A 22460-nucleotide genomic window follows, 5' to 3' on the forward strand; every position below is an offset into this window, starting at 1 on the left:
GTTTAGTTGAGGTAGCAATGACCATGAAAGGACAAGAGACGCGTGGCTTCCAGTCAGAGGTAAAACAGCTTCTGCACCTGATGATCCATTCCCTCTATTCAAATAAAGAAATTTTCCTGCGCGAACTGATTTCCAACGCTTCCGATGCTGCTGATAAGCTGCGCTTCCGCGCGCTGTCTTCGCCGGATCTGTATCAGGGCGACGGCGATCTGCGCGTACGGGTTTCTGTTGATAAGGAAAATCGCACCCTGACGCTGAGCGACAACGGTATCGGGATGACGCGAGACGAAGTCATTGAAAATCTGGGCACCATTGCCAAGTCGGGCACCAAATCGTTCCTGGAATCACTGGGATCCGATCAGGCGAAAGACAGCCAGCTGATCGGTCAGTTCGGCGTCGGTTTCTATTCTGCGTTCATCGTGGCGGACAACGTTTCCGTGCGTACTCGTGCAGCGGGGGCCAGCGCTGACGAAGGCGTGTTCTGGGAATCCATGGGTGAAGGCGAATACACCATTGCCGATATCACCAAAGAGGATCGCGGCACCGAAATCACCCTGCATCTGCGCGAAGGCGAAGATGAGTTCCTGGATGCCTGGCGCGTGCGCAGCATCATCAGCAAATACTCCGATCACATTGCCCTGCCTGTCGAAATTGAAGAACACAATGAAGAAGACGACAGCAAAAATTGGGAAAAGATCAACAAAGCACAGGCGCTGTGGACGCGTAATAAAGCTGACATCAGCGACGAAGAATATAAAGAATTCTACAAGCACGTTTCCCATGATTTTGCCGATCCGCTGACCTGGAGCCACAACCGTGTGGAAGGTAAGCAGGAGTACACCAGCCTGCTGTACATCCCGTCTCAGGCGCCATGGGACATGTGGAACCGCGATCATAAGCACGGCCTGAAGCTGTACGTGCAGCGCGTGTTTATTATGGATGATGCCGAGCAGTTCATGCCGAACTACCTGCGTTTTGTCCGGGGCCTGATCGATTCCAGCGATCTGCCGCTGAACGTGTCCCGTGAGATCTTGCAGGACAGCCGCATCACTCAGAATCTGCGTAACGCATTGAGCAAACGCGCATTGCAGATGCTGGAAAAAGTGGCGAAGGATGACGAAGAGCAGTATCAGAAATTCTGGCAGCAGTTCGGTTTGGTGCTGAAAGAAGGCCCGGCAGAAGACAGCGCTAATAAAGAGACCATTGCTAAACTGCTGCGCTTTGCCTCCACCAGCAGCGAAGGGTCGGCGCAGACCGTTTCACTGGAAGATTACGTCAGCCGCATTGTGGAAGGGCAGGAGAAAATTTACTACATCACTGCCGACAGCTATGCCGCCGCGAAGAGCAGCCCGCACCTGGAACTGTTCCGCAAGAAAGGCATTGAAGTGCTGCTGCTTTCCGACCGCATCGACGAATGGATGATGAGCTACCTGACCGAGTTTGACGGCAAAACCTTCCAGTCTGTCAGCAAGGCGGATGAAGCGCTGAGCAAGCTGGCCGACGAAGATAGCGAAGAGCAGAAGGAAGCCGAAAAGGCACTGGAGCCGTTTGTTGAGCGCGTGAAAACATTGCTGGGCGACCGCGTGAAGGAAGTGCGTCTGACGCATCGCCTGACCGATACGCCAGCCATTGTCACCACGGAAGCGAACGACATGAGCACCCAAATGGCGAAGCTGTTTGCGGCAGCGGGCCAGGACGTGCCGGAAGTGAAATACCTGTTTGAGCTGAACCCTGACCATGCGCTGGTTAAACGCGTAGCGGACACAACCGACGAGGCTCGCTTTGCTGAGTGGGTTGAGCTGCTGCTGGATCAGGCGATGTTTGCTGAACGCGGCACGCTGGAAGATCCTAACCAGTTTATCCGCCGGATGAACCAGCTGCTGCTGGCTTAATCGCTAACGCAGGTTCAATCGACAAAGGGAGCATTTTGCTCCCTTTGTCATCTCTCGCTACCCGCGTCGCGAAAGCTGGCGTCCTGATGAATGACGCTTATGTAGCACATAGTCTGAAAACGCTCACTTTCAGCCGGTATGGCGGCTAAGTGACCCGGGCGACGGCAATCATGCGGCACGCCCTGAGTTTCATCGCATTATCAATCCGTTACGTCTTGCCCGCCAATCCTGCTCTTTTTCTGCGATGAGTGACCGCGTCTGCCTCGCGGTAGAGGACGAATTTTTTGGATTAAAAACTTTCTATTCAGTCGGTTATCATCGGCGCACTGATTGTAGTAACGATAATCGGATAGCGGCTTTATGCTCGCTGTCGAGCGTCTACGGCATGCCGTGGGGCAGCAGGTTAACCGCCGGGTTCCTTGTGGATAAAGGGCCATGATGGTATGTTCTTGCCCTACATAACTTGATCATTTAAGCGATTCGCAAGGGGATTTACGCAATGCGTATTATTCTGCTCGGTGCACCGGGTGCAGGTAAAGGAACTCAGGCTCAGTTCATTATGGAGAAATACGGTATTCCGCAGATCTCTACGGGCGACATGCTGCGTGCAGCGGTAAAAGCTGGCAGCGAGCTGGGCAAGCAGGCGAAAGAGTTGATGGATGCCGGTAAGCTGGTGACTGACGAGCTGGTTATCGCGCTGGTAAAAGAGCGTATCGCGCAGGAAGATTGCCGTAACGGTTTCCTGCTGGACGGTTTCCCGCGCACTATTCCTCAGGCTGATGCCATGAAGGAAGCCGGTATCAAAATTGATAACGTGCTGGAGTTCGCCGTACCGGACGAGCTGATTATCGACCGCATCGTGGGTCGTCGTGTTCATGCGCCATCTGGCCGCGTTTATCACGTAAAATTCAATCCACCGAAAGTGGAAGGCAAAGATGATGTGACCGGCGAAGAGCTGACCACGCGTAAAGACGATCAGGAAGAGACCGTGCGTAAGCGCCTGGTAGAATATCATCAGATGACCGCGCCGCTGATTGCTTACTACAGCAAAGAAGCGGAAGCCGGTAACACCGCTTACCACAAAATTGACGGCACCCGTAAAGTGTCTGAAGTCAGCGCCGAACTGGAAAAAATCTTCGGTTAAGTCCCGCAGGGCCAGCTAAACCTGGCCCTACTACAGCAATTGGTTTCCCCTCCCCGATTTTCCGCTAGAATAAGTCTCGTTTTCATCACCTGAAATGCCCAGAGAAGGAATAACAATGAGGCAAGATAAACCTGGCGTACTGCTGGTGAACCTTGGGACACCTGACGCGCCAACCACGCCTGCTGTTAAACGCTACCTGAAACAGTTCCTTAGCGATAAACGCGTCGTGGATACACCACGCTGGTTGTGGTGGCCGATTTTGAATGGTGCAATTCTGCCGATTCGCTCACCGCGGGTCGCTAAACTGTACGCGTCAGTGTGGATGGACGAAGGTTCACCGCTGATGGTTTACAGCAAACGTCAGCGCAACGCGCTGGCTGCCCGACTGGATATGCCGGTTGAGCTGGGCATGAGCTACGGCAATCCCAGCCTGAAAAGCGCGCTCGACAGCCTGATGGCGCAGGGCGTCACGCGGCTGATCGTACTGCCTCTCTATCCGCAGTTTTCCTGCTCGACCGTTGCAGCGGTATGGGATGGCATCACCGAGGTTTTCGCCGGTTATCGCAGCCTGCCATCAGTACAGTTTATTCGTGATTACGCAGAGCATCCGGCCTATATCGCCGCACTGAAAGACTCTGTGGAACGTTCGTTTGCTAAACACGGCAAGCCCGATCTGCTGGTTATGTCCTTCCACGGTATTCCTCAGCGCTTCGCCAATGAAGGCGATGACTATCCACTGCGCTGCCGCGATACCGCTGATGCGCTGATGGCGGCAATGGGACTGACCAGCCAGAATGCGATGCTGACGTTCCAGTCGCGTTTCGGTCGTGAGCCGTGGCTGATGCCCTATACCGACGAGACGATGAAATCGCTGCCGGCGAAAGGCATTAAGCATGTGCAGGTGATGAGCCCGGGGTTCTCTGCCGACTGTCTGGAAACGCTGGAAGAGATCAGCGAGGAGAACGGCGAGATCTTCATGCACGCTGGCGGCACCAGGTTTGAATATATTCCTGCCCTGAATGACGATGCCTTACACATCGACATGATGGTGGAGCTGGTCAACAGCCAGCGCGGATAACCGCATTCAGGGATGTGGGCAGTCAGCCACATCCCTGTTATCATTCCCCGCCTGTTCCCCTTCCTGAAGTCAGCAACATGAAATTTCCCGGCAAACGCAAATCCAAACACTATTTTCCCGTCAGCGCTCGCGATCCGCTGCTGCAGCAGGCACAGCCAGAAAGCGAAACGGCAACCAGTTGGATTGCTGGCATCGACCAGACCATGGTTGATATTGAAGCGAAGGTGGATGATGCGTTTATCGCTCGCTACGGCCTGAGCGCCGGACATTCGCTGGTGATTGAGGATGACGTTGCCGAAGCTTTATATGATGAGCTGACGAAGAACAATTTGATTACTCATCAGTTTGCTGGCGGCACCATCGGCAATACGCTGCACAACTACTCGGTGCTGGCCGATGACCGGTCGGTGCTGCTGGGCGTGATGTGTCGGAATGTGCAGATTGGCAGCTATGCCTATCGCTATCTGTGCAACACCTCCAGCCGTACCGATCTTAACTATCTGCATGGCGTGGATGGCGCGATTGGCCGTTGCTTTACGCTAATTGGTGAACATGGCGAGCGTACCTTTGCGATCAGCCCAGGCATGATGAACCTGCTGACCAAAGAAGCCATCCCGGAAGAGGTGATTGCCGGTGCGTCTGCACTGTTGCTGACTTCTTACCTGATCCGCTGTAAGCCCGGCGAGCCGATTGCTGATGCCACGATGCAGGCAATTACCTGGGCGAAAAAGCACAATGTTCCGGTAGTGTTGACGCTTGGTACCAAATATGTGATTGGCGACAATCCGCAGTTTTGGCGGGATTTCCTGCGCGATCACGTGTCAATCGTGGCGATGAACGAGGAAGAGGGCGAAGCGCTTACCGGCCTGAGCGACCCGTTGCAGGCGGCAAATATGGCGCTGGACTGGGTGGATTTAGTTCTGTGTACGGCGGGACCGAACGGCTTGTACATGGCCGGCTTCACCGAAGAAGAGGGTAAACGCAAAACGCAGCATCCGCTGTTGCCAGGCGCAATCCCGGAATTCAACCAGTACGAATTCAGCCGCGCGATGCGTCATCAGGATTGTCAGCAGCCGCTACGTATTTTCTCGCATATCGCGCCTTATATGGGCGGGCCGGAGAAGATTATGAACACCAACGGCGCAGGCGATGGTGCGCTGGCTGCTGTGCTGCATGATATTACTGCCAACGATTACCATCGCCAGAACGTGCCTAATTCCAGCAAGCACGGTCGTAACTACCTGACCTACTCTTCACTGGCTCAGGTTTGCAAATATGCTAACCGCGTGAGTTATCAGGTTCTCAACCAGCACTCGCCGCGTTTGACGCGCGGCCTGCCAGAGCGTGAAGACAGCCTGGAAGAGTCATACTGGGAAAGATAGCAGCAAGTCCGCTTTGGTCTAAAGCGGACTCGCCTGCGGCGCTGCGTGCAGATCGGTCTGCATCAGAGTAAGCATGCTGTTAGCAATTTCACGCTCGCCCATCACCACCCGGTTTGCCCCGCGCTCAATAATGTAGTTCACTTCATCGTCGTGATGAGCGCGGGCAATAATGTCGATGGTAGGGCGCTTTTCCCTGGCGGCGATGACAATTTCACCCGCCTCATAACCATTCGGAATGGTCAACAGCAGCCAGCGCGCGCAGTCGAGACGTGCCAGATCCATGGTATCCGCACGGGCGGCATTGCCTAACACCGCGCTGATGCCTTGCTCTCTTAGCGCTTCCACGCGTGAACGGCTGTTTTCTACCACAACGACTGGAACGCCGCTTTCGATTAAATTGCGTCCCAGCAGGCTGCCAACACGGCCAAATCCGACCACGATCGCATGGTTACAGAGCTCTACCGGGATCTGTTTTTCTTCTTCCATCGCTTCTTCGACGGTTTGATCGTCGATGGTTTCGGTCTTGTCGAGATAGCGTTGCAGCAACGCAAAAAGAATCGGGTTAAGCATAATCGACAGGATCGCACCGGCCAGCACCAGATTACGCCCCTCGTTGGACAGCAGATTAAGGGAGATGCCCAAGCCCGCCAGGATAAAGGCGAACTCACCAATCTGCGCGAGACTAACGGAAATTGTCAGCGCGGTACGCCGCGAATGACCAAACAGCAGCACCAGCAGCAGTGCGGCAAGTGATTTACCCAACACGATAATTGCCAGTACCCCCAGCACGGCCAGCGGCTTATCAAGTAGGATCATCGGGTCGAACAGCATGCCGACCGACACAAAAAACAGCACCGCAAAGGCGTCTCTTAACGGCAGCGTGTCATGTGCGGCACGATGGCTGAGTTCCGATTCGTTCAGCACCATGCCGGCAAAGAACGCGCCCAGCGCAAATGAAACGTCAAAGAATTCCACCGCGCCAAAGGCGATGCCCAGCGCCAATGCCAGAACGGCAAGCGTAAACAGTTCACGGGAGCCGGTCGCGGCGCTGCGTGCCAGAATCCACGGCACTGCACGACGGCCTACCACCATCATCAGCACCATAAAGGCCACCACTTTGCCAATGGTCAGCAGTAGATCCCACAGCAGCATACTGACGCTGGCATTGCCTTCTTCGAACATACCCGCAATGGCGGGCAACAGGACCAGCGCTAATACCATCACCAGATCTTCCACAATCAGCCAGCCAATCGCTATCTGACCGCGCTGGCTGTCAATCAGCTGGCGTTCTTCTAACGCACGTAGCAAGACCACGGTGCTGGCGGTAGAGAGACAAAGCCCGAACACCAGCCCGTTTAGCCACGGCCAGCCCATAGCCAGCGCAAGCCCGGTTCCTAACAACGTGGCGGCGGCAATCTGTGCGACCGCGCCGGGGATCGCAATAGCCTTCACGGCCATCAAATCCTTCAGTGAAAAATGCAGGCCCACGCCGAACATCAGCAGAATTACCCCTAATTCCGCCAGTTCAGGAGCAAGGTTCGTGTCGGCCACAAAACCGGGAGTAAAAGGACCAGCCAGCACGCCAGCAAGAAGATAACCGACCAGGGGAGAGATACGCAGCTTATGAGCGAGCATGCCAAGGAAAAAAGCGAGAACAAGACCGCCAACAACGGTGGTGATAAGCGGGGTAGTATGATGCATGCCTCTCTCCTGTGTGTAAATGTGTCCGGTTGTAAGTTTTAAGTGTATGGCATAATTAACGGGTTCGCCTGAAATATTGGGATGGAATAGTAAAAAAAAAGAGGTCATGACTTAAAATGAGACGTAAGCGAGATTTCTGAGAGTTATCGCTTTTCCATGTTGATTTATTGCAGAGATATCAGCTTAGTGATTGCAATTATCTTTGTTACATTGCTGTGATTTATGCGCTTACCACAGGCAATTAGGGCCGCAAGATATAAAAATCACAGCTAAGCCCGATTTTAACCTGCATCTATTCCTTATTACCTTACCCTCGCCGGGTAACAACAGCCCGCTTGCTATTCGGCTGGCCTGTAGTAAATTTGACCCTCGCCCAATGGCGCCAAACAAGGAGATTCAACGTGCTTAAAGTGAAGAAAAAATCGCTGATATTAATGCTGGCATTGCTCAGCACCCCTCTGATGGCGCAGGCATGGGTTAAAGACCGAGTCTATAAATTCACCGTGCTACACACCAACGATCACCATGGACGCTTCTGGCAGAACGATCGTGATGAATATGGCCTGGCCGCGCAAAAAACCATGATGGACCAGATCCGTTATGACGTGCAGGCTCACGGCGGCGCGGTACTGATCCTCTCGGGCGGCGACATTAATACTGGCGTGCCTGAATCAGACTTACAGGATGCCGAGCCTGACTTTCGCGGCATGAACCTGATTGGTTACGATGCCATGGCAATCGGCAATCATGAGTTTGATAATCCGTTATCTGTTCTTCGGCAGCAGCAAAAATGGGCCAAATTCCCGCTGCTTTCCGCCAATATTTACCAGAAAAGCACCGGCAAACGCCTGTTTCAACCCTATGCGTTGTTCAACCGCATGGGGTTGAAAATCGCGGTCATTGGTTTGACCACCGACGACACGGCAAAAATCGGCAATCCGGAATACTTTAACGATATCGTTTTCCATAAACCGGCGACGGAAGCGAAAGCGGTGGTGGAAGAACTGCGGCAGAAAGAGAAACCCGACGTGGTCATCGCCGCCACCCATATGGGGCATTATGACAACGGCAACCATGGTTCAAATGCGCCAGGCGATGTAGAAATGGCGCGTGAATTGCCCGCTGGCTATCTGGATATGATCGTGGGCGGCCACTCGCAGGATCCGGTCTGTATGGCGAAAGAAAACGTTAAACAGGTGGATTACGTGCCGGGAACGCCTTGCCAGCCAGACCAACAGAATGGAACCTGGATAGTGCAGGCGCACGAGTGGGGTAAATATATTGGCCGTGCGGACTTCACTTTCCTGAACGGTAAACTGACGCTGCAACATTACGAGCTGGTGCCAATAAACTTACGTCATAAGATCGCTAATGCCGACGGCAGCAGCAGCTGGGTGAATTACACGCAGGAAATTGCCAAAAACCCGGCGATGATGAAATTGCTCACGCCTTTCCAGAAAAAAGGTGAAGCGCAGCTTGGGGTTAATATCGGCAGCGTTAACGGACATTTGGAAGGCGATCGTAGCAAGGTTCGTTTTGTACAAACCAACCTGGCGCGGCTGATCCTTAGCGCGCAGATAGAGCGGGCTGGCGCCGATTTTGCGGTGATGAGCGGCGGCGGCGTGCGCGACTCCATTGAAGCCGGGAAAATTACTTATAAAGACGTGCTGAAAGTTCAGCCGTTCGGTAATACGTTGACCTATGTCGATATGAAAGGCAGCGAGGTAGCGGAGTACCTGGCGGTTGTGGCGAACAAGCAGGTGGATTCGGGCGCTTATGCACAATTTGCCAATGTCAGCCTGACAGCCGACGGTAAAGGCGTCAGTGAAATTAAAATCAAAGGCGAACCGCTACAGCCCGGGAAGACTTACCGTATGGCGACGCTGAGTTTTAACGCGCTGGGAGGCGACGGCTATCCAACGGTGAATCAGCTACCGGGCTATGTGAATACCGGTTTTGTGGATGCTGAGGTATTGAAACAGTACATTCAGAAACATTCGCCGCTCGATGCTGCCGCTTATGCGCCAAAAGGTGAAATCATTTACCAACAAACGCCGGTCGGGCAGCAAAAAACGGCGGAAGAATCTGAGCCGTCGACGCTGCATAAAATATGGCGCATGGTCAAAATGGAAACGGCTATGCGCTAGCAGAACAAAAACACCGCCTTGCTGGCGGTGTTTTTTCTATCGTGCATTAAGCTCACAGGCTTTGCGGCGCAGCCATTTCTCACGCAGCGTATCCCAGAGCCAGTTATAGGCCACGGTATAAGGCAGGAAAAACAGGAAGAAACCCACTTCCACTAAAAAAGCCTGCCACAGTGAAACAGCCAGCATCCCGGCGGCAATCGGTAAGCCAATGCCGATAAAACCACCTTCAAAACCTAACGCGTGAACAATGCGCAGTGGCAATCTACGAGGGATGTCGGAGCGGGGGAACAGGCGGTCAAAGCCTGCGTTGTAAATCACGTTCCAGATCATCGCCACGGTAGAAAGCATAATGGCCAGCGTGCCCATCTGAAACAGCGGCTTCGCCATCACCCAGGCAGCAAGAGGCGAGACCAGCAGAATTGCCAACGCTTCAAAGCCTACGGCATGGAAAATACGTTCTTTCAACGTGCGGGTATGCATAACAGCTCCTCAATTAATAAGCTGCTATTTTCCCGGCCTGGTTTGATAAGATAAAGTGAGAACCCATCTAAAAAAGCGATACTTCTGTGCGTTATTCTCCCGAATCTTTGCTGGCGTTTGTACAGACAGTGGAATGCGGCTCTTTTTCCGCCGCGGCACGCGTGCTGCGAAAAAGTCAGTCCACAATCAGCACCGCCGTCGCCAACCTGGAAACCGATCTTGGTTTCACCTTATTTAACCGGGAGGCGCGTTCTCCTGTATTAACGGAAAATGGCAGGCGGGCGCTGGCGCAGGTCAGAGAGATCCTGGCGGCCAGTGCGCAGCTGGACGAACTGGCTGTGCGTTTGGCAGGGGAAGTCGAGCCTTGTCTGAGCATGGCCATTTCCGATTTCTGGCAGGCGGACTATCACGAATCTCTACTGAAGCGATTTGCTGCCCGCTATCCGCAGATCGAATTTGAATGCATGATCGCCGAAGATGCGGATGTGATCGAACTGCTTCAGGCGGGGAGGGCACATATTGGCGTAATCCGCGTTCAGTCTGGCTATCCTGCTGAGATCGCGACCTCACGATTGCAGGTTGAGGTGCAAATGGCGATCTATCTGCATCAGGATCATTTCCTGGCACAGCAGCCACGGGTTGACGAAGCCGAACTGAAAACCGTGCGGCAGCTCAGCCTCAATACCTGGATTGAAAAGGGTCGTTACCCGTCAGGAAAGGGCGTCTGGTCAGCGCCTTCTTATCTGTTGCTGCTGGAAATGGCCGAACAGGGCTTTGGCTGGTCTATTTTACCGCGCTGGCTGGTACAGCAGTTCGGTCATCAGGTGCTGCGTGAGCTGCCGGTCAGCGGCTGGCCGCAAAAAATTTCAGTCGATGCGGCCTGGTCCCGGCATACACCGCCGGGGCCGGCGGGGCGCTGGATGGTCGATCAGCTGCTAATGCAAACCAACGACTAAAATCGTGGGTGGGTTAATCTCGCCGCGAAATATCTGCAAATACAGCGCCGAGCTGCTGCGCCAGATCCTGCGGTGACAGTTCAATTTCCAACCCCCGACGGCCACCCGAGACAAAAATAGTGGGAAAATCCTGGGCGGGCTTATCGACCACGGTGGGCAAACGCTTTTTTTGCCCCAGCGGGCTAATGCCGCCTAACAGGTAGCCGGTCGTACGCTGGGCGATTTGCGGATCGGCCATCTCAACTTTCTTTGCGCCAAAAGCTTTGGCAACATGTTTTAAATCCAGCTGTCCGGCAACCGGCGTCACCGCCACCGCCAGCATTTTATTGTCACCGTTAAGCGCGACCAGCAGCGTTTTATAGACCCGATTCGCATCCAGATTGAGCTTACGCACCGCCTCATCGCCAAAATGGGTGTCGCTGCTGTCGTGCGTATAAGCATGAAGCTGAAAGCTGACCTTTTGTTTCTCGAGGAGTTTTACTGCTGGGGTCATAAAAGCGATCCTTCTGCAAAAAGTGAACGGTAAATAACCGGGGTTGATGAAGAAAAGTACTGGCGAAAATTCAGGCTTTGAGCGACAATCATCGCCCCGTTAGCAACCCGATTGCTGACGGCTAACTAAAATCATAAAAAATTCCTCATTGACGGGCTGATAGCGATATTGGCCTTTTTTTTCAGCTTTTTTTCAGTAAAGCGGGTAAATTACCTTCGCCATACAGATGCAGTGCACCCACGGCCACCACGTAATCCCCTGGCGGTAACTCGCTTAACGTCTCGCTCCAGCGCTGGTTGCGTTGCAGCATCAGTACATCATTCAATGCGTTATTGAACGTGCCGGGCAGCACGGTTTTATTGTTGCCGGGCGGCGTCTCCAGCCACCAGCCAATCATCGTCTGTAGCAGCCTGGCGTTGGTATGCCAGTGCTTCAGGGTATCCTGCAACAGCGACAGACCGTTTTCCGGCAACGCCTTCAGCAGCGCCAGCTGAGTTTCCGGCCCTTCCAGTTCGATGATTCGCTTCTGCTGTGCCCGCGCGGCTTGTAATAGCTGAAAATCAATGCCGTAATCCGCGCGCAGTCCCAGGCGTTGCGCCTGCTGCGCCTGAAGCATGAGCGCAATTTGCCATGCTGGTAGCAGGTCAATGACGTCAGGATCAATGCCAACTTCATGGCATAGCCGCCGCAGCTGGAACAGTTCTTCAGCGGTGAGCCGTTCCGCCAGCGGCAGGCAAATCTCGCTTTCGCTGAAAGGAGAGGCGCCGGAGGTGATATCGGCTTCCACAATCAGGGCATCAGCATGCGCCAGCTTTGCCTGTAATGCTGCGGGCAGCGGCATCATTGTTTGCGTGCCCATATGGATACTGCCAACCAGATGCAGCTGACTGTGGCCGAGGGCGACATCCTGCGCCGGATAGGCATAGCGCACCGGCGACAGTTTTCGCCACAGAGCCGCCATCTCACGCAATAATTTTCCCATAGGCTCCTCATCTGTTATCACCCCATGCTAACGGTTTAGCGGACTGAAGAACAGATGAGAACCGGGTTACGCTACGCCCGCGGCGGCCGGTAGCGAATTAAACGATTGGCATTGCTGACCACGGTAATGGAAGAGAGTGCCATCGCGGCGCCTGCAACTACCGGGCTGAGCAGCGTGCCCGTTAGTGGGTAGAGTATGCCTGCGGCAATGGGGATGCCGCATGCGTTATAGATAAAGGCACCCAGCAGATTCTGCTTCATGTTTCTTAACGTTGCTTTTGCGATAGCCAGCGCGTCGACTAACGCATGCAGATCGTGACGCATCAGGGTAATGCCTGCCGTTTCGATCGCCACATCGCTGCCGCCGCCCATCGCAATACCCACGTCAGACTGGGCGAGCGCTGGCGCATCGTTAATACCATCACCGATCATCGCAACCTGATGTCCCTGCTGCTGAAGTTTGCGTATGGCTTCAGCTTTGCCCTCTGGCAGCACGCCTGCGATAACGTTATCCATACCCGCTTCTTGTGCAATAGCCTGCGCGGTCACCGGATTATCACCGGTCAGCATGACTACCTGATAGCCCATTGTTCGCAGACGTTGCAGCGTGGCGACACTCTCGCTTCGCAAGGGATCGCGTATAGAAAACATCGCCTGAATTTTGCCATCGACGGCTAACAGAACGGGCGTTATACCTTGTTTTGCCTGAGCGGCAATCTGGTCTTGCGCATCGGTAAGCGGGATCTGTTGCTGCGCCATCAGGGCGCTGTTACCCAATAACAATTCTCTGCCGTCGGCGGTGCCGCTGACGCCCTGGCCCGACAGCGTACGAAAACCGGATACCTCAACCTGGGCAGCATCCGCACGTTCGATAATTGCCCGAGCCAGTGGATGGTGGGAACCCTGTTCCAGCGCGGCGGCCCATGTTAAAACCTGCTGCTCTTGCGCTCCGTTAAACAACGTAATAGCCACCACTTTCGGTTTGCCTTCGGTCAGCGTACCTGTTTTATCGAAAACCAGCGTAGAGAGCGTACTGGCGCGTTGCAGGGCATCGGCATCGCGTATCAGCACGCCAAACTCGGCGGCACGACCTACGCCAGCAATGATCGACATGGGCGTAGCCAGACCCAGCGCGCAGGGGCAGGCGATAATCAGCACGGTGGTGGCAATCACCAGGGTATAAACAATTTGCGGCGCAGGGCCGAATACATACCAGATTGCCGCGCTCAGGAGGGCGATAGCAACCACGCTGGGCACAAATACCGCCGAAATCTTATCCGCCAGCTGGCCAATTTCCGGTTTACTGCTCTGCGCCTGGCGTACCAGATTAATAATGCGCGACAGCGTGGTATTTTTACCGACGGCGCTGGCGGAAAACAGTACGCTGCCGTCCTGCATCATGGTTCCGGCATGAATTTTATCACCGCTGCTTTTTTGCTGCGGCAGCGCTTCCCCGGTCAGCATGGCTTCATCCAGCCAGGCTTCACCTTGCGTAATCACACCATCCACCGGGACGCGATCGCCGGTTGTCAGCCGTAGCGTCATGCCGGTCTGCACGTTACTCAGTTCAACGACCTGTTCGCCATGTTCTGTGACCACTCGTGCCGTTGGCGGCGTGAGATCCAGCAAACGCTCCAGCGCCTGCGATGAGCGCTGACGTGCACGCTGCTCAAGCATATGCCCCAGATTGATCAGCCCGATAATCATCGCGCTGGCTTCGTAATAAAGGTGACGGGCTTCATGCGGGAAAGCGTCTGGCCAAAGGTTGACGGTGATGGAGTAAAGCCAGGCGGCAGCCGTCCCGAGCGCCACCAGCGTGTCCATGGTCGCGCTGCGATTAAGCAGGCTACGCCAGGCGCTGCGATAAAAATGCCCGCCTGCGACGATCATCACCAGCAGCGTCAGCGCGCCTGCGATCAGCCAGCCGCTGCGGTTGGCGGCGGTAAGCATCATGTTGTCGCCGACCATGCCCCACAACATCAGCGGGATGCCGAGCGTCAGCGCGACGGCGGCCTGCCAGCGAAAGCGGCGCATCGCCTTATCCGCCGTTTGCTGCTGTTTTTCACGCCGCTCGGTATCGTCCTCAATAATTTCGGCATCATAACCCGCCTCTTTTACGGCCTGGATCAGCGCATCTGGCGTGGCTTCACCCAGCACCAGCGCGCTGCGTTCCGCCAGATTGACGCGTGCCTGACTGACGCCCTGCACCTGTTGCAGGGCGCTCTGCACACGGTTTACGCAGCTTGCGCAGCTCATACCGTCAATCAGCAGGTGAAAGCTCTCGCTTTCCTGTGCCGGAAGCCCTTCAGGTTCCGCTGTCAGCGCTTCCGGCTGAGCTGCCAGCGGTTCAGGCTTTGGGCGAGCGTTGTCCTGCGCAAGCTGGGCCTGATATCCTGCCTGCTCAACGGCAGCAATCAGATCGTCAGGGCTGGCGCTGCCGCTAATACGCGCTTCGCTAATTGAAACATCAGCCTTTTCAACATCAGCACGTTGTTCCAGCGCTTCCTTAACTCGTTTCACACAGTGGCCGCAGGAGAGTCCTTCCAGCGCCAGTAACGTAGTTTGTGACATAAATGCTCCTGTTTCGCGTTAACCCGCAGGCTTTTGTAACCGTAATCAAGGATAAACCTTCCCTCAAGGGGAAGGTCAAGTTATTGGCCTGCGCAGCCTGATACAGTGCTAAGATTTCCCAAAGGCTTGCAGCGGGGACAAAAATGAATATCAGCGACGTGGCGAGAAAAACCGGGCTGACCAGCAAAGCTATTCGCTTTTACGAAGAAAAAGGGCTAATGACTGCTCCCATGCGCAGCGAGAACGGCTATCGCGCGTATACGACAAAGCATCTGGAAGAACTAACGTTTCTGCGGCAGGCGCGGCAGGTTGGCTTTAACCTGGAAGAGTGCCGCGAGCTGGTTTCTCTGTTTAACAATCCGCAGCGCCACAGCGCCGATGTAAAAGCACGAACGCTAAGCAAAGTCGCTGAGATTGAGACGCATATCAGCGAGCTGAACCTGATGCGTGAACGTTTGCTGGCGCTTGCCGACAGTTGCCCGGGCGACGACAGCGCCGAGTGCCCGATTATTGATAATCTGTCGGGTTGCTGCCGCAGCAAAAGCGGCGTTTGAGATACCTTACGCTGCACGAGCGCAAGGTATCTCTTACCCTTGCTACTCTGCTGCCCGTCTGGCAACAAGCAGCGTAATGCCTTCAACCGCGATGACCGTCACCAGGGTTCCTGCCGGAAAGTTTTCGCTGGCCTCAACCCGCCAGCTGCTGTCGCCGATCCGCACATGCCCAATTCTGTCGACCAGCGCTTCTTCCAGCGTTAACTGACGGCCAATTAACTGGTTGCCGCGCTGGTTAAGGGAAGAGGGCGGATAGCTGCGGTCGCGGTTTTTCAGCCAGTAATACCATCCTATCGCGGAGAGAACCGTTAACAGCGCGAAGGCGATACCCTGCCATTCCCATGATAAGGGCACCAGCCAGACCAACAGGCTAACCAACAGCGCCGAGACGCCGCTCCAGAGCAGATAGCCACTGGCACCCAGCATTTCAGCCGCCAGCAGCAGGCCGCCGAGCGTCAGCCACAGCCAGGAAGGCGTTGCCAACAGTTCGCTCAGCATTATGCGCCCCGATCTTTTTTGGTTTCGTTCAGCAGCTCAGAAATACCGGCAATTGATCCGAGCAGGCTGGAAGCGTCCAGCGGCATCATCACCATCTTGCTGTTGCTGGAGGTTCCAATCTGCTGCAAAGCATCGGTATATTTTTGCGCCACGAAATAGTTAATCGCCTGAATATCGCCAGCAGCAATCGCTTCAGAAACCATTTTGGTGGCCTGAGCTTCGGCTTCAGCACTTCTTTCTCGCGCCTCTGCCTGTAAGAAGGCAGACTGCCGTTCACCTTCCGCTTTCAGGATCTGCGACTGCTTTTCCCCTTCTGCACGCAGTATCGCCGCCTGGCGCACCCCTTCCGCTTCAAGGATGTCGGCGCGTTTGGTTCGCTCCGCTTTCATCTGTGCATTCATTGAAGCGATCAGCTCCGCCGGAGGCCTTACGTCGCGGATTTCAATTCGGGTAATTTTCACGCCCCATGGATTGGTCGCTTCATCAACAATACGCAGCAGCCGGGTATTGATGTTGTCACGCTGCGACAGCATTTCGTCCAGCTCCATCGAACCCAACACCGTACGCATATTGGTCATGGTCAGATTGACGATAGCCAGTTCAAGATTACTGACTTCATAAGCGGCCCGTGGCGAATCGACAACCTGAATAAAACAGACGGCATCAATAGTGACGCTGGCGTTATCTTTAGAAATGATTTCCTGCGATGGGATATCCAGCACCTGCTCCATCATATTGATCTTACGACCGACACGATCCATAAACGGCACCAGAAGATTAAGGCCAGGCTGCAAGGTTTTGGTGTAACGACCAAAGCGCTCCACCGTCCACTGATAGCCCTGAGGGACGATTTTTATGCCGGACCAGACGACGACCAGCGCGAGAAGAATAATAACGGGAATCACTATCATATAACCTCCGGATTGTTACTCATCGGGCCGATTCATTCGGCCCGTATCGCTTGAATTAGTAGAGCAGCGAGTAGAGCTGCCTGCGGTATTTTGCCGCCAGTGCATCGCCCGTCCCCAGTGCCGCTAAAATCTCCTGGAGGATTTTACGCGCCTGACCCTCTGCCGCACCTAAATCTTTTTTCAAATAACTGAACAGCAGCTCCAGCGCCTCTTCATTGCGGCCAACCTGATGTAGCTGAAGCGCCAGTTTAGTGGCCAGTTCGGCATTGTCGGGTTCCGCAGCAATTTGTTGTTGCAGTTGCTGAATTTCTGGCGTGTCGGCAGCCTGTTTCAGCAGGTCGATTTGCGCAATCAGCCCCTGATAACGGGTATCTTTATCCTGCAACGGCACCACGTCCAGCACTGCCTGAGCCTCATCGCTGCGATTGAGCTTAATCAGCGCTTCCGCCAGCAGAAAGCCGATTTCGCTCTCCTGGTTGCTGAGCTGCCAGGCCTCTTTTAGCAGCGGCAGCGCTTCCAGCACGTTGCCTTCCTGCATCAGCGCCATTCCCTGCTGCGCTTTTAACTCTTCTTCTTTTGGTAGCACCTTATGCAGCAGGGCGCGTACCGCTTCTTCCGGCTGCGGGCCCTGGAAGCCATCGACTGGCTGACCATTCTGGAACAGATAAACGGTAGGGATGGAGCGCAGGCCGAACTGCTGGGCCACGGCAGGTTCTGCGTCGCAGTCCAGCTCTGCCAGAATGAACTGACCGGCATACTCCTGTGCCAGACGCTCGAGCAGCGGCGTCAGTTCCTGACAGTGCTGGCTGCGTGCTGACCAGAAATAAAACAGGACCGGGATCTGCATCGACTGCTCAAGCGTCTGGTGCAGATTGGTTTCGTTAATGGTGACAATGGCAGCTTGTGGTGACATGAATTCGTCTCTTTTTCAGGGTTTCTTACTCTATTGGGGCGGACCGCCAGGCTTCAAGGTTTATTGCTGTTATCCGCCTGTTTACCGCGCAAAATGCGATCCATCATCCAGCCAGGTAATAAACGTCGCAGAATGCTCAGTGCATGTGCGACAAGCGTCACAGGATAGCGCAGGCGCGGATGACGGCTTTCCAGCGCATGCCGTAGCTTAGGTAAAATGGCTTCGGGTGGTAGCGTAAACCGGGCCGCGATGCCGGGATTTTCTACCGGCTTATCCTGTTGAGTCTGGTTTACGTTTTCAGTGAAGCGGGTTTTAATCGGACCCGGCTCAATCAGGCTGACGCGAATACCACTGCCGTGCAGCTCCATACGCAGCGCATCAGACCAGGCTTCCAGCGCATATTTACTGGCCGCATAGGCACCTCGCCCTGGCGTGGAGACCAACCCCATAACGGAGCTGGTATTCACAATTCGCGCTTCGCCACTGGCTCGCAGAGCAGGCAGTAACAGCATCGTTAACTGATGTGTACCGAACAGATTGGTGGCAAATTGCTGCTCCATTTGCTGACGCGAAATGGCGGATAACGGGCCATACACGCCGTAGCCGCCGTTATTGAATAAGGCATAGATGCGGTTGCCGCTCAGCTCAACGATCCGCGCCGCGGCGCGCTCCACGCTCTCGCTGTCGTTCAGGTCCAGCTCAATACCGGTGAATCCCAGCTGTGCCATCCGCTGTACATCGTCCGGTTTCCGGCAGGCGGCGAAGATATGATAACCCCGGCGCAACAGGTCGTTAGCGGCGACCAGACCAATGCCGCTGGAGCAGCCAGTGATAACAACTATTTTTTGCATAACTTTACCTGTCCGCCGTCTTCAAAGCCGATTGACCATGGTTAACGAGGGGTGCCAGTTCCCTGGCCATCAGCGCGGCAATAAACGGCTGGGCAGCGGGATTGGGATGGATCCCGTCCTGCTGCATCCATTCCGGCTTCAGATAAACCTGCTCCATGAAAAAAGGCACCAATGGAATAGCATTGGTTTCTGCGAGTTTGGGATAAATAGCGCTAAACGCTTCGGTATACCGACGGCCATAGTTAGCGGGAATACGAATCTGCATCAGCAGCGGCTGCGCGTTGGCCGCTTTGATCAGTTTGATGATCTGTTGCAGATCCTGCTCAAGTTTCTGGGGTGGAAAGCCGCGCAGGCCATCGTTTCCGCCCAGTTCAATCAGTACCCAACGCGGTTGATGCGTTTTAAGCAGTGCCGGCAGGCGAGCCAATCCCTGCGTTGCAGTATCGCCGCTTATGCTACCGTTAATAACATCTGGAGAATTTTGCCATTTTTCATTAAGTAAGGCAGGCCATGCCGCGGTTGCAGACATTCTGTAACCCGCGCTGAGGCTGTCACCAAGCACCAGCAATTTATCTGCCGCCGTCGCTTTCGCGATCAGCGCCAAAAATAACAGGACAAGGTAATGCCAGCGGAAAACATTCTTGCAGTTCATCGTCTTAATAAGTCCGTAGGTCAGGGTGAGCATCAGCTTTCCATCCTTACCGGAGTTGAGCTGGTTGTCAAACCGGCGGAGACCATCGCGCTGATTGGTGAATCGGGTTCTGGTAAGTCAACGCTGTTAGGGATCCTCGCCGGGCTGGATGACGGTAGCGAAGGGGAGGTGTTTCTGCTGGGCAAGCCGCTGCACCAGATGAACGAGGAACAGCGGGCCGAACTGCGGGCGAAAAGCGTCGGCTTCGTTTTTCAGTCTTTTATGCTGGTGCCCACGCTCAACGCGCTGGAAAACGTCCAGCTGCCGGCCTTGTTACGAGGAGAGAGCGACAGCCAAAGCCGGGAGCAGGCGAAAAACCTGCTTACCCAGCTTGGCCTCGCCGGGCGTCTCGGCCATTTACCTTCTCAGCTTTCCGGGGGGGAGCAGCAGCGAGTTGCGCTGGCAAGAGCGTTTAGCGGTCGGCCTGCGTTGCTGTTTGCAGATGAACCTACCGGCAATCTCGATCGTAAAACCGGCGAGCGTATTGTCGATCTGCTGTTTTCCCTTAACCGTGACTTTGCCACCACGCTGATACTGGTTACGCATGATGAGCAGCTGGCGGCCCGCTGTGATCGGCGGTTACGGGTTAGGGACGGTAAATTGTGGGAGGAAGCATGATCTGGCGCTGGTTCTGGCGAGAGTGGAAATCGCCTTCGCTGCTGATTGTCTGGCTGGCGCTGACGCTGGCGGTCGCCTGCGTGCTTGCGCTTGGTTCGCTGAGCGACCGCATGGAAAAAGGGCTGACGCAGCAAAGCCGCGACTATATGGCGGGAGACAGAACGCTGCAAAGCTCGCGTGAAGTGCCAGAGGCGTGGCTGGATGAAGCCCGGCGAGACGGCCTGCAAGTTGGCCGTCAACTCACGTTTATGACCATGACTTTTGCCGGTGACACGCCCCAGCTGGCTTCGGTAAAGGCGGTTGACGATCGCTATCCGATGTTTGGCGAGCTGGCGACCGAGCCTGCCGGATTAAAGCCCGCTGCCGGAACCGTGCTGGCCGCTCCGCGCCTGCTGGCTTTGCTTAACCTCAAGGCTGGCGCAGATCTGGACGTCGGTGATACCACGCTGCGTATTTCAGGATCGGTCATTCAGGAGCCGGACGCGGGTTTTAATCCTTTTCAGACCGCACCGCGCCTGCTGATGAACCTTGCGGATGTCGCGAAGACCGGCGCTATTCAACCGGGCAGCCGTCTGACCTGGCGCTATAAATTTGCCGGAACGCCAGAGCAGCTGGCGCGCTATGACCGCTTTATTACGGCGCAAATCAAGCCCGATCAGCGCTGGATTAGCGTAGATAACGCTGAAGATGCGCTGGGGAAATCGATGCAGCGTGCCCAGCAGTTCCTGCTGCTGTCGGCGCTGTTGACGCTGATGCTGGCGATTGCGGCTGTTGCGGTAGCCATGAGCCATTACTGTCGAAGCCGCTACGATTTGGTCGCCGTGCTGAAGACGCTGGGAGCTAACCGCGCGGCGCTCCGTAAGCTGATTGTTGGCCAGTGGCTGGCGGTGCTGCTGCTGGCTGCGATATGCGGCGGCATTATCGGTAAAGGATTCGAGGAAATATTGCTGCAAATGCTCAAACCCGTCTTGCCGGGTGAGCTGCCGGCAGCCAGCGGATGGCCGTGGGTTTGGGCTATCGGCTCGCTGTTTGTTATTTCGCTATTGATAGGTCTGCGGCCTTACCGTCTGCTGTTGGCAACTCAGCCTTTACGCGTGCTGCGACGCGATGTGGTGGCGAATGTCTGGCCGCTGAAGTACTACCTGCCCGCGATGGCGCTGGTGGTCGTCGTGCTGCTCGCGCTGCTGGTCGGGGGAAGTAAACTGCTCTGGGCGCTGATTGGCGGCATTGTGCTGCTGTCATTGCTGCTTTCAGGTATTGGCTGGGGTGGATTGCTGCTGTTACGTCGGCTGCGCGTGCGCCATCTGGCTTTCCGGCTGGCGGTCAACCGGCTGCTGCGCCAGCCCTGGACGACGCTCAGCCAGCTGTCGGCCTTTTCCTTATCCTTTATGCTGCTGGCGTTGCTGCTGGTGATGCGCGGCGATCTGCTGGATCGCTGGCAGCAGCAGCTGCCGCCGGACAGCCCTAACTATTTTCTGCTCAACCTCACCCACGATCAGGTGCCGGAGGTGCAATCCTTCCTGCAACAGCACCAGGTTACGCCACAAACGTTTTATCCTGTTGCCAGAGTCCGCCTGACCAGTATCAATCATCAACCGGCAGATCCCTCGCAGGATAACGCGCTCAACCGTGAACTCAACCTGACTTCGCTTGCGCAGTTGCCCGACCATAATCCGCTGACGGCGGGACACTGGCCACCGGCAAAAGGAGAGGTCTCTATGGAAGAGGCGCTGGCGGGGCGGTTAGGCGTGGGTCTCGGCGATACGCTGACCTTTACTGGTGATACGCAGGCGTTTTCCGCCACCATCACCAGTTTGAGAAAAGTAGACTGGGAAAGCCTGAAGCCAAACTTTTTCTTTATTTTTCCACCTGGTGCGCTGGACGATCAGCCGCAAACCTGGCTGACCAGTTTTCGCGTGGATAACAATAGCGCGCTGCTGGCGCAGTTAAATCGTCAGTTTCCGACGCTCAGCCTGCTGGATATTGGCAGCATTTTACAGCAAATAGGGCAGGTACTGACCCAGGTCAGTCAGGCGCTGGAAATTATGGTCGTGCTGGTCACCGCCTGTGGCGTCCTGCTGCTGCTGGCGCAGATTCAGGTCGGGATGCGCCAGCGCAGACAGGAGCTGGTGGTTTACAGGACGCTTGGCGCCAGTAAAAAGCTGTTGCGGGGAACGCTATGGTGCGAATTTGCGCTTTTGGGAGCGGTTTCAGGCATTGCGGCTGCCACGGGCGCAGAAGCGGCATTATGGGGATTACAGACGAAAGTTTTTGATTTCCCCTGGCAGCCGGATTATTTGTTATGGATTATTCTGCCAATAACGGGTGCGGTGCTACTTTCCCTTTGTGGTGGCTGGTTAGGGATCCGGTTACTGAAAGGAAATGCATTGTTTCGGGGCTATAACGCAGCGTAGAATAAAGGCCGGTTACGCCGGCCTTTATCATTGGCTTTTTTCGGTGATGCATTACCGCCAGGAAGCTCAGGTTGAAAAGAATTCATTCAGGATTGGTGTATTTTTTGGCGGGCTAATGATAAAGGTGTTGTATAACGTATAACAGGGAAATATCTTAAATGTTAGATTTGCTGGATATAAAATAT

General features: G+C 54.9%; 19 protein-coding genes. 9 read left to right on the plus strand and 10 right to left on the minus strand.

What is annotated here, in order from left to right; genetic code table 11:
* The first annotated feature begins 17 nt into the window (after positions 1-17).
* The 4 genes from htpG to EHV07_RS05570 all read left to right on the plus strand — a co-directional run bounded on the left by htpG (position 18) and on the right by EHV07_RS05570 (position 5496).
* The gene (gene htpG, locus EHV07_RS05555) at positions 18-1892 is read left to right on the plus strand and encodes a molecular chaperone HtpG (protein ID WP_147195865.1); all 1875 of its coding nucleotides are present in this window, start codon (positions 18-20) and stop codon (positions 1890-1892) included.
* A gap of 499 nt (positions 1893-2391) precedes the next feature.
* Complete coding sequence (adk, locus tag EHV07_RS05560) at positions 2392-3036, plus strand: adenylate kinase (RefSeq protein ID WP_147195867.1); 645 nt, start codon at positions 2392-2394, stop codon at positions 3034-3036.
* Between the two features lie 115 nt (positions 3037-3151).
* Complete coding sequence (hemH, locus tag EHV07_RS05565; RefSeq protein ID WP_147195869.1) at positions 3152-4114, plus strand: ferrochelatase; 963 nt, start codon at positions 3152-3154, stop codon at positions 4112-4114.
* 77 nt (positions 4115-4191) lie between these two features.
* On the plus strand, positions 4192-5496 hold the full coding sequence (locus tag EHV07_RS05570) for an inosine/guanosine kinase (protein WP_147195871.1): 1305 nt from the start codon (positions 4192-4194) through the stop codon (positions 5494-5496).
* Positions 5497-5514: 18 nt separating this feature from the next.
* On the opposite strand, the gene ybaL is transcribed toward EHV07_RS05570, so the two are convergent.
* Positions 5515-7197 (minus strand): YbaL family putative K(+) efflux transporter, encoded by a 1683-nt coding sequence (ybaL, locus tag EHV07_RS05575; RefSeq protein ID WP_147195873.1) that lies wholly within the window; start codon positions 7195-7197, stop codon positions 5515-5517.
* Positions 7198-7631: 434 nt separating this feature from the next.
* Here ybaL and ushA point away from each other — a divergent pair, with 434 nt between their 5' ends.
* Positions 7632-9344, plus strand: coding sequence for a bifunctional UDP-sugar hydrolase/5'-nucleotidase UshA (ushA, locus tag EHV07_RS05580; RefSeq protein WP_147200536.1), 1713 nt, complete (start codon positions 7632-7634; stop codon positions 9342-9344).
* A gap of 36 nt (positions 9345-9380) precedes the next feature.
* Here the strand turns inward: ushA and EHV07_RS05585 are convergent, their stop codons facing one another.
* Positions 9381-9824 (minus strand): multidrug/biocide efflux PACE transporter, encoded by a 444-nt coding sequence (locus EHV07_RS05585; RefSeq protein ID WP_147195875.1) that lies wholly within the window; start codon positions 9822-9824, stop codon positions 9381-9383.
* Between the two features lie 86 nt (positions 9825-9910).
* Here EHV07_RS05585 and EHV07_RS05590 point away from each other — a divergent pair, with 86 nt between their 5' ends.
* Complete coding sequence (locus EHV07_RS05590) at positions 9911-10780, plus strand: LysR family transcriptional regulator (protein ID WP_147195877.1); 870 nt, start codon at positions 9911-9913, stop codon at positions 10778-10780.
* A 13-nt stretch (positions 10781-10793) separates the two neighbouring features.
* On the opposite strand, the gene ybaK is transcribed toward EHV07_RS05590, so the two are convergent.
* From ybaK to copA, 3 genes are all read right to left on the minus strand, one after another.
* The gene (gene ybaK / locus EHV07_RS05595; RefSeq protein WP_147195879.1) at positions 10794-11273 is read right to left on the minus strand and encodes a Cys-tRNA(Pro)/Cys-tRNA(Cys) deacylase YbaK; all 480 of its coding nucleotides are present in this window, start codon (positions 11271-11273) and stop codon (positions 10794-10796) included.
* A gap of 181 nt (positions 11274-11454) precedes the next feature.
* On the minus strand, positions 11455-12255 hold the full coding sequence (locus EHV07_RS05600) for a TraB/GumN family protein (RefSeq protein ID WP_147195881.1): 801 nt from the start codon (positions 12253-12255) through the stop codon (positions 11455-11457).
* 71 nt (positions 12256-12326) lie between these two features.
* On the minus strand, positions 12327-14825 hold the full coding sequence (gene copA, locus EHV07_RS05605; RefSeq protein WP_147195883.1) for a copper-exporting P-type ATPase CopA: 2499 nt from the start codon (positions 14823-14825) through the stop codon (positions 12327-12329).
* Between the two features lie 143 nt (positions 14826-14968).
* Between copA and cueR the strand changes: the two genes are divergently transcribed.
* Positions 14969-15379 carry a Cu(I)-responsive transcriptional regulator gene (cueR, locus tag EHV07_RS05610; protein ID WP_147195885.1) on the plus strand — a complete coding sequence of 137 codons (411 nt, stop codon included), beginning with the start codon at positions 14969-14971 and terminating at the stop codon, positions 15377-15379.
* A gap of 42 nt (positions 15380-15421) precedes the next feature.
* On the opposite strand, the gene EHV07_RS05615 is transcribed toward cueR, so the two are convergent.
* From EHV07_RS05615 to tesA, 5 genes are read right to left on the minus strand one after another with little or no spacing between them, the layout of a single operon-like run.
* The gene (locus tag EHV07_RS05615) at positions 15422-15877 is read right to left on the minus strand and encodes an NfeD family protein (RefSeq protein WP_147195887.1); all 456 of its coding nucleotides are present in this window, start codon (positions 15875-15877) and stop codon (positions 15422-15424) included.
* Entirely contained in the window at positions 15877-16788 is a 912-nt protein-coding gene (locus EHV07_RS05620; protein ID WP_147195889.1) for an SPFH domain-containing protein, read from the minus strand. Before EHV07_RS05620 ends, EHV07_RS05615 begins: the two co-directional genes overlap by 1 nt.
* A gap of 55 nt (positions 16789-16843) precedes the next feature.
* Positions 16844-17701, minus strand: a complete 858-nt coding sequence (locus EHV07_RS05625; RefSeq protein ID WP_147195891.1) for a co-chaperone YbbN — start codon at positions 17699-17701, stop codon at positions 16844-16846.
* A 53-nt stretch (positions 17702-17754) separates the two neighbouring features.
* Positions 17755-18552, minus strand: coding sequence for an SDR family oxidoreductase (locus tag EHV07_RS05630; RefSeq protein WP_147195893.1), 798 nt, complete (start codon positions 18550-18552; stop codon positions 17755-17757).
* A gap of 4 nt (positions 18553-18556) precedes the next feature.
* Positions 18557-19204, minus strand: a complete 648-nt coding sequence (tesA, locus tag EHV07_RS05635) for a multifunctional acyl-CoA thioesterase I/protease I/lysophospholipase L1 (protein ID WP_147195895.1) — start codon at positions 19202-19204, stop codon at positions 18557-18559.
* Between tesA and ybbA the strand changes: the two genes are divergently transcribed.
* Both ybbA and ybbP read left to right on the plus strand, forming a co-directional pair.
* Positions 19175-19861 carry a putative ABC transporter ATP-binding protein YbbA gene (ybbA, locus tag EHV07_RS05640; RefSeq protein ID WP_147195898.1) on the plus strand — a complete coding sequence of 229 codons (687 nt, stop codon included), beginning with the start codon at positions 19175-19177 and terminating at the stop codon, positions 19859-19861. The genes tesA and ybbA overlap by 30 nt on opposite strands.
* Positions 19858-22275 carry a putative ABC transporter permease subunit YbbP gene (gene ybbP, locus EHV07_RS05645; RefSeq protein WP_147195900.1) on the plus strand — a complete coding sequence of 806 codons (2418 nt, stop codon included), beginning with the start codon at positions 19858-19860 and terminating at the stop codon, positions 22273-22275. The genes ybbA and ybbP overlap by 4 nt, the downstream gene beginning before the upstream one ends.
* Positions 22276-22460 lie beyond the last annotated feature (185 nt).

Source organism: Pantoea sp. CCBC3-3-1, from assembly GCF_007981265.1.
Lineage (GTDB): Bacteria > Pseudomonadota > Gammaproteobacteria > Enterobacterales > Enterobacteriaceae > Erwinia.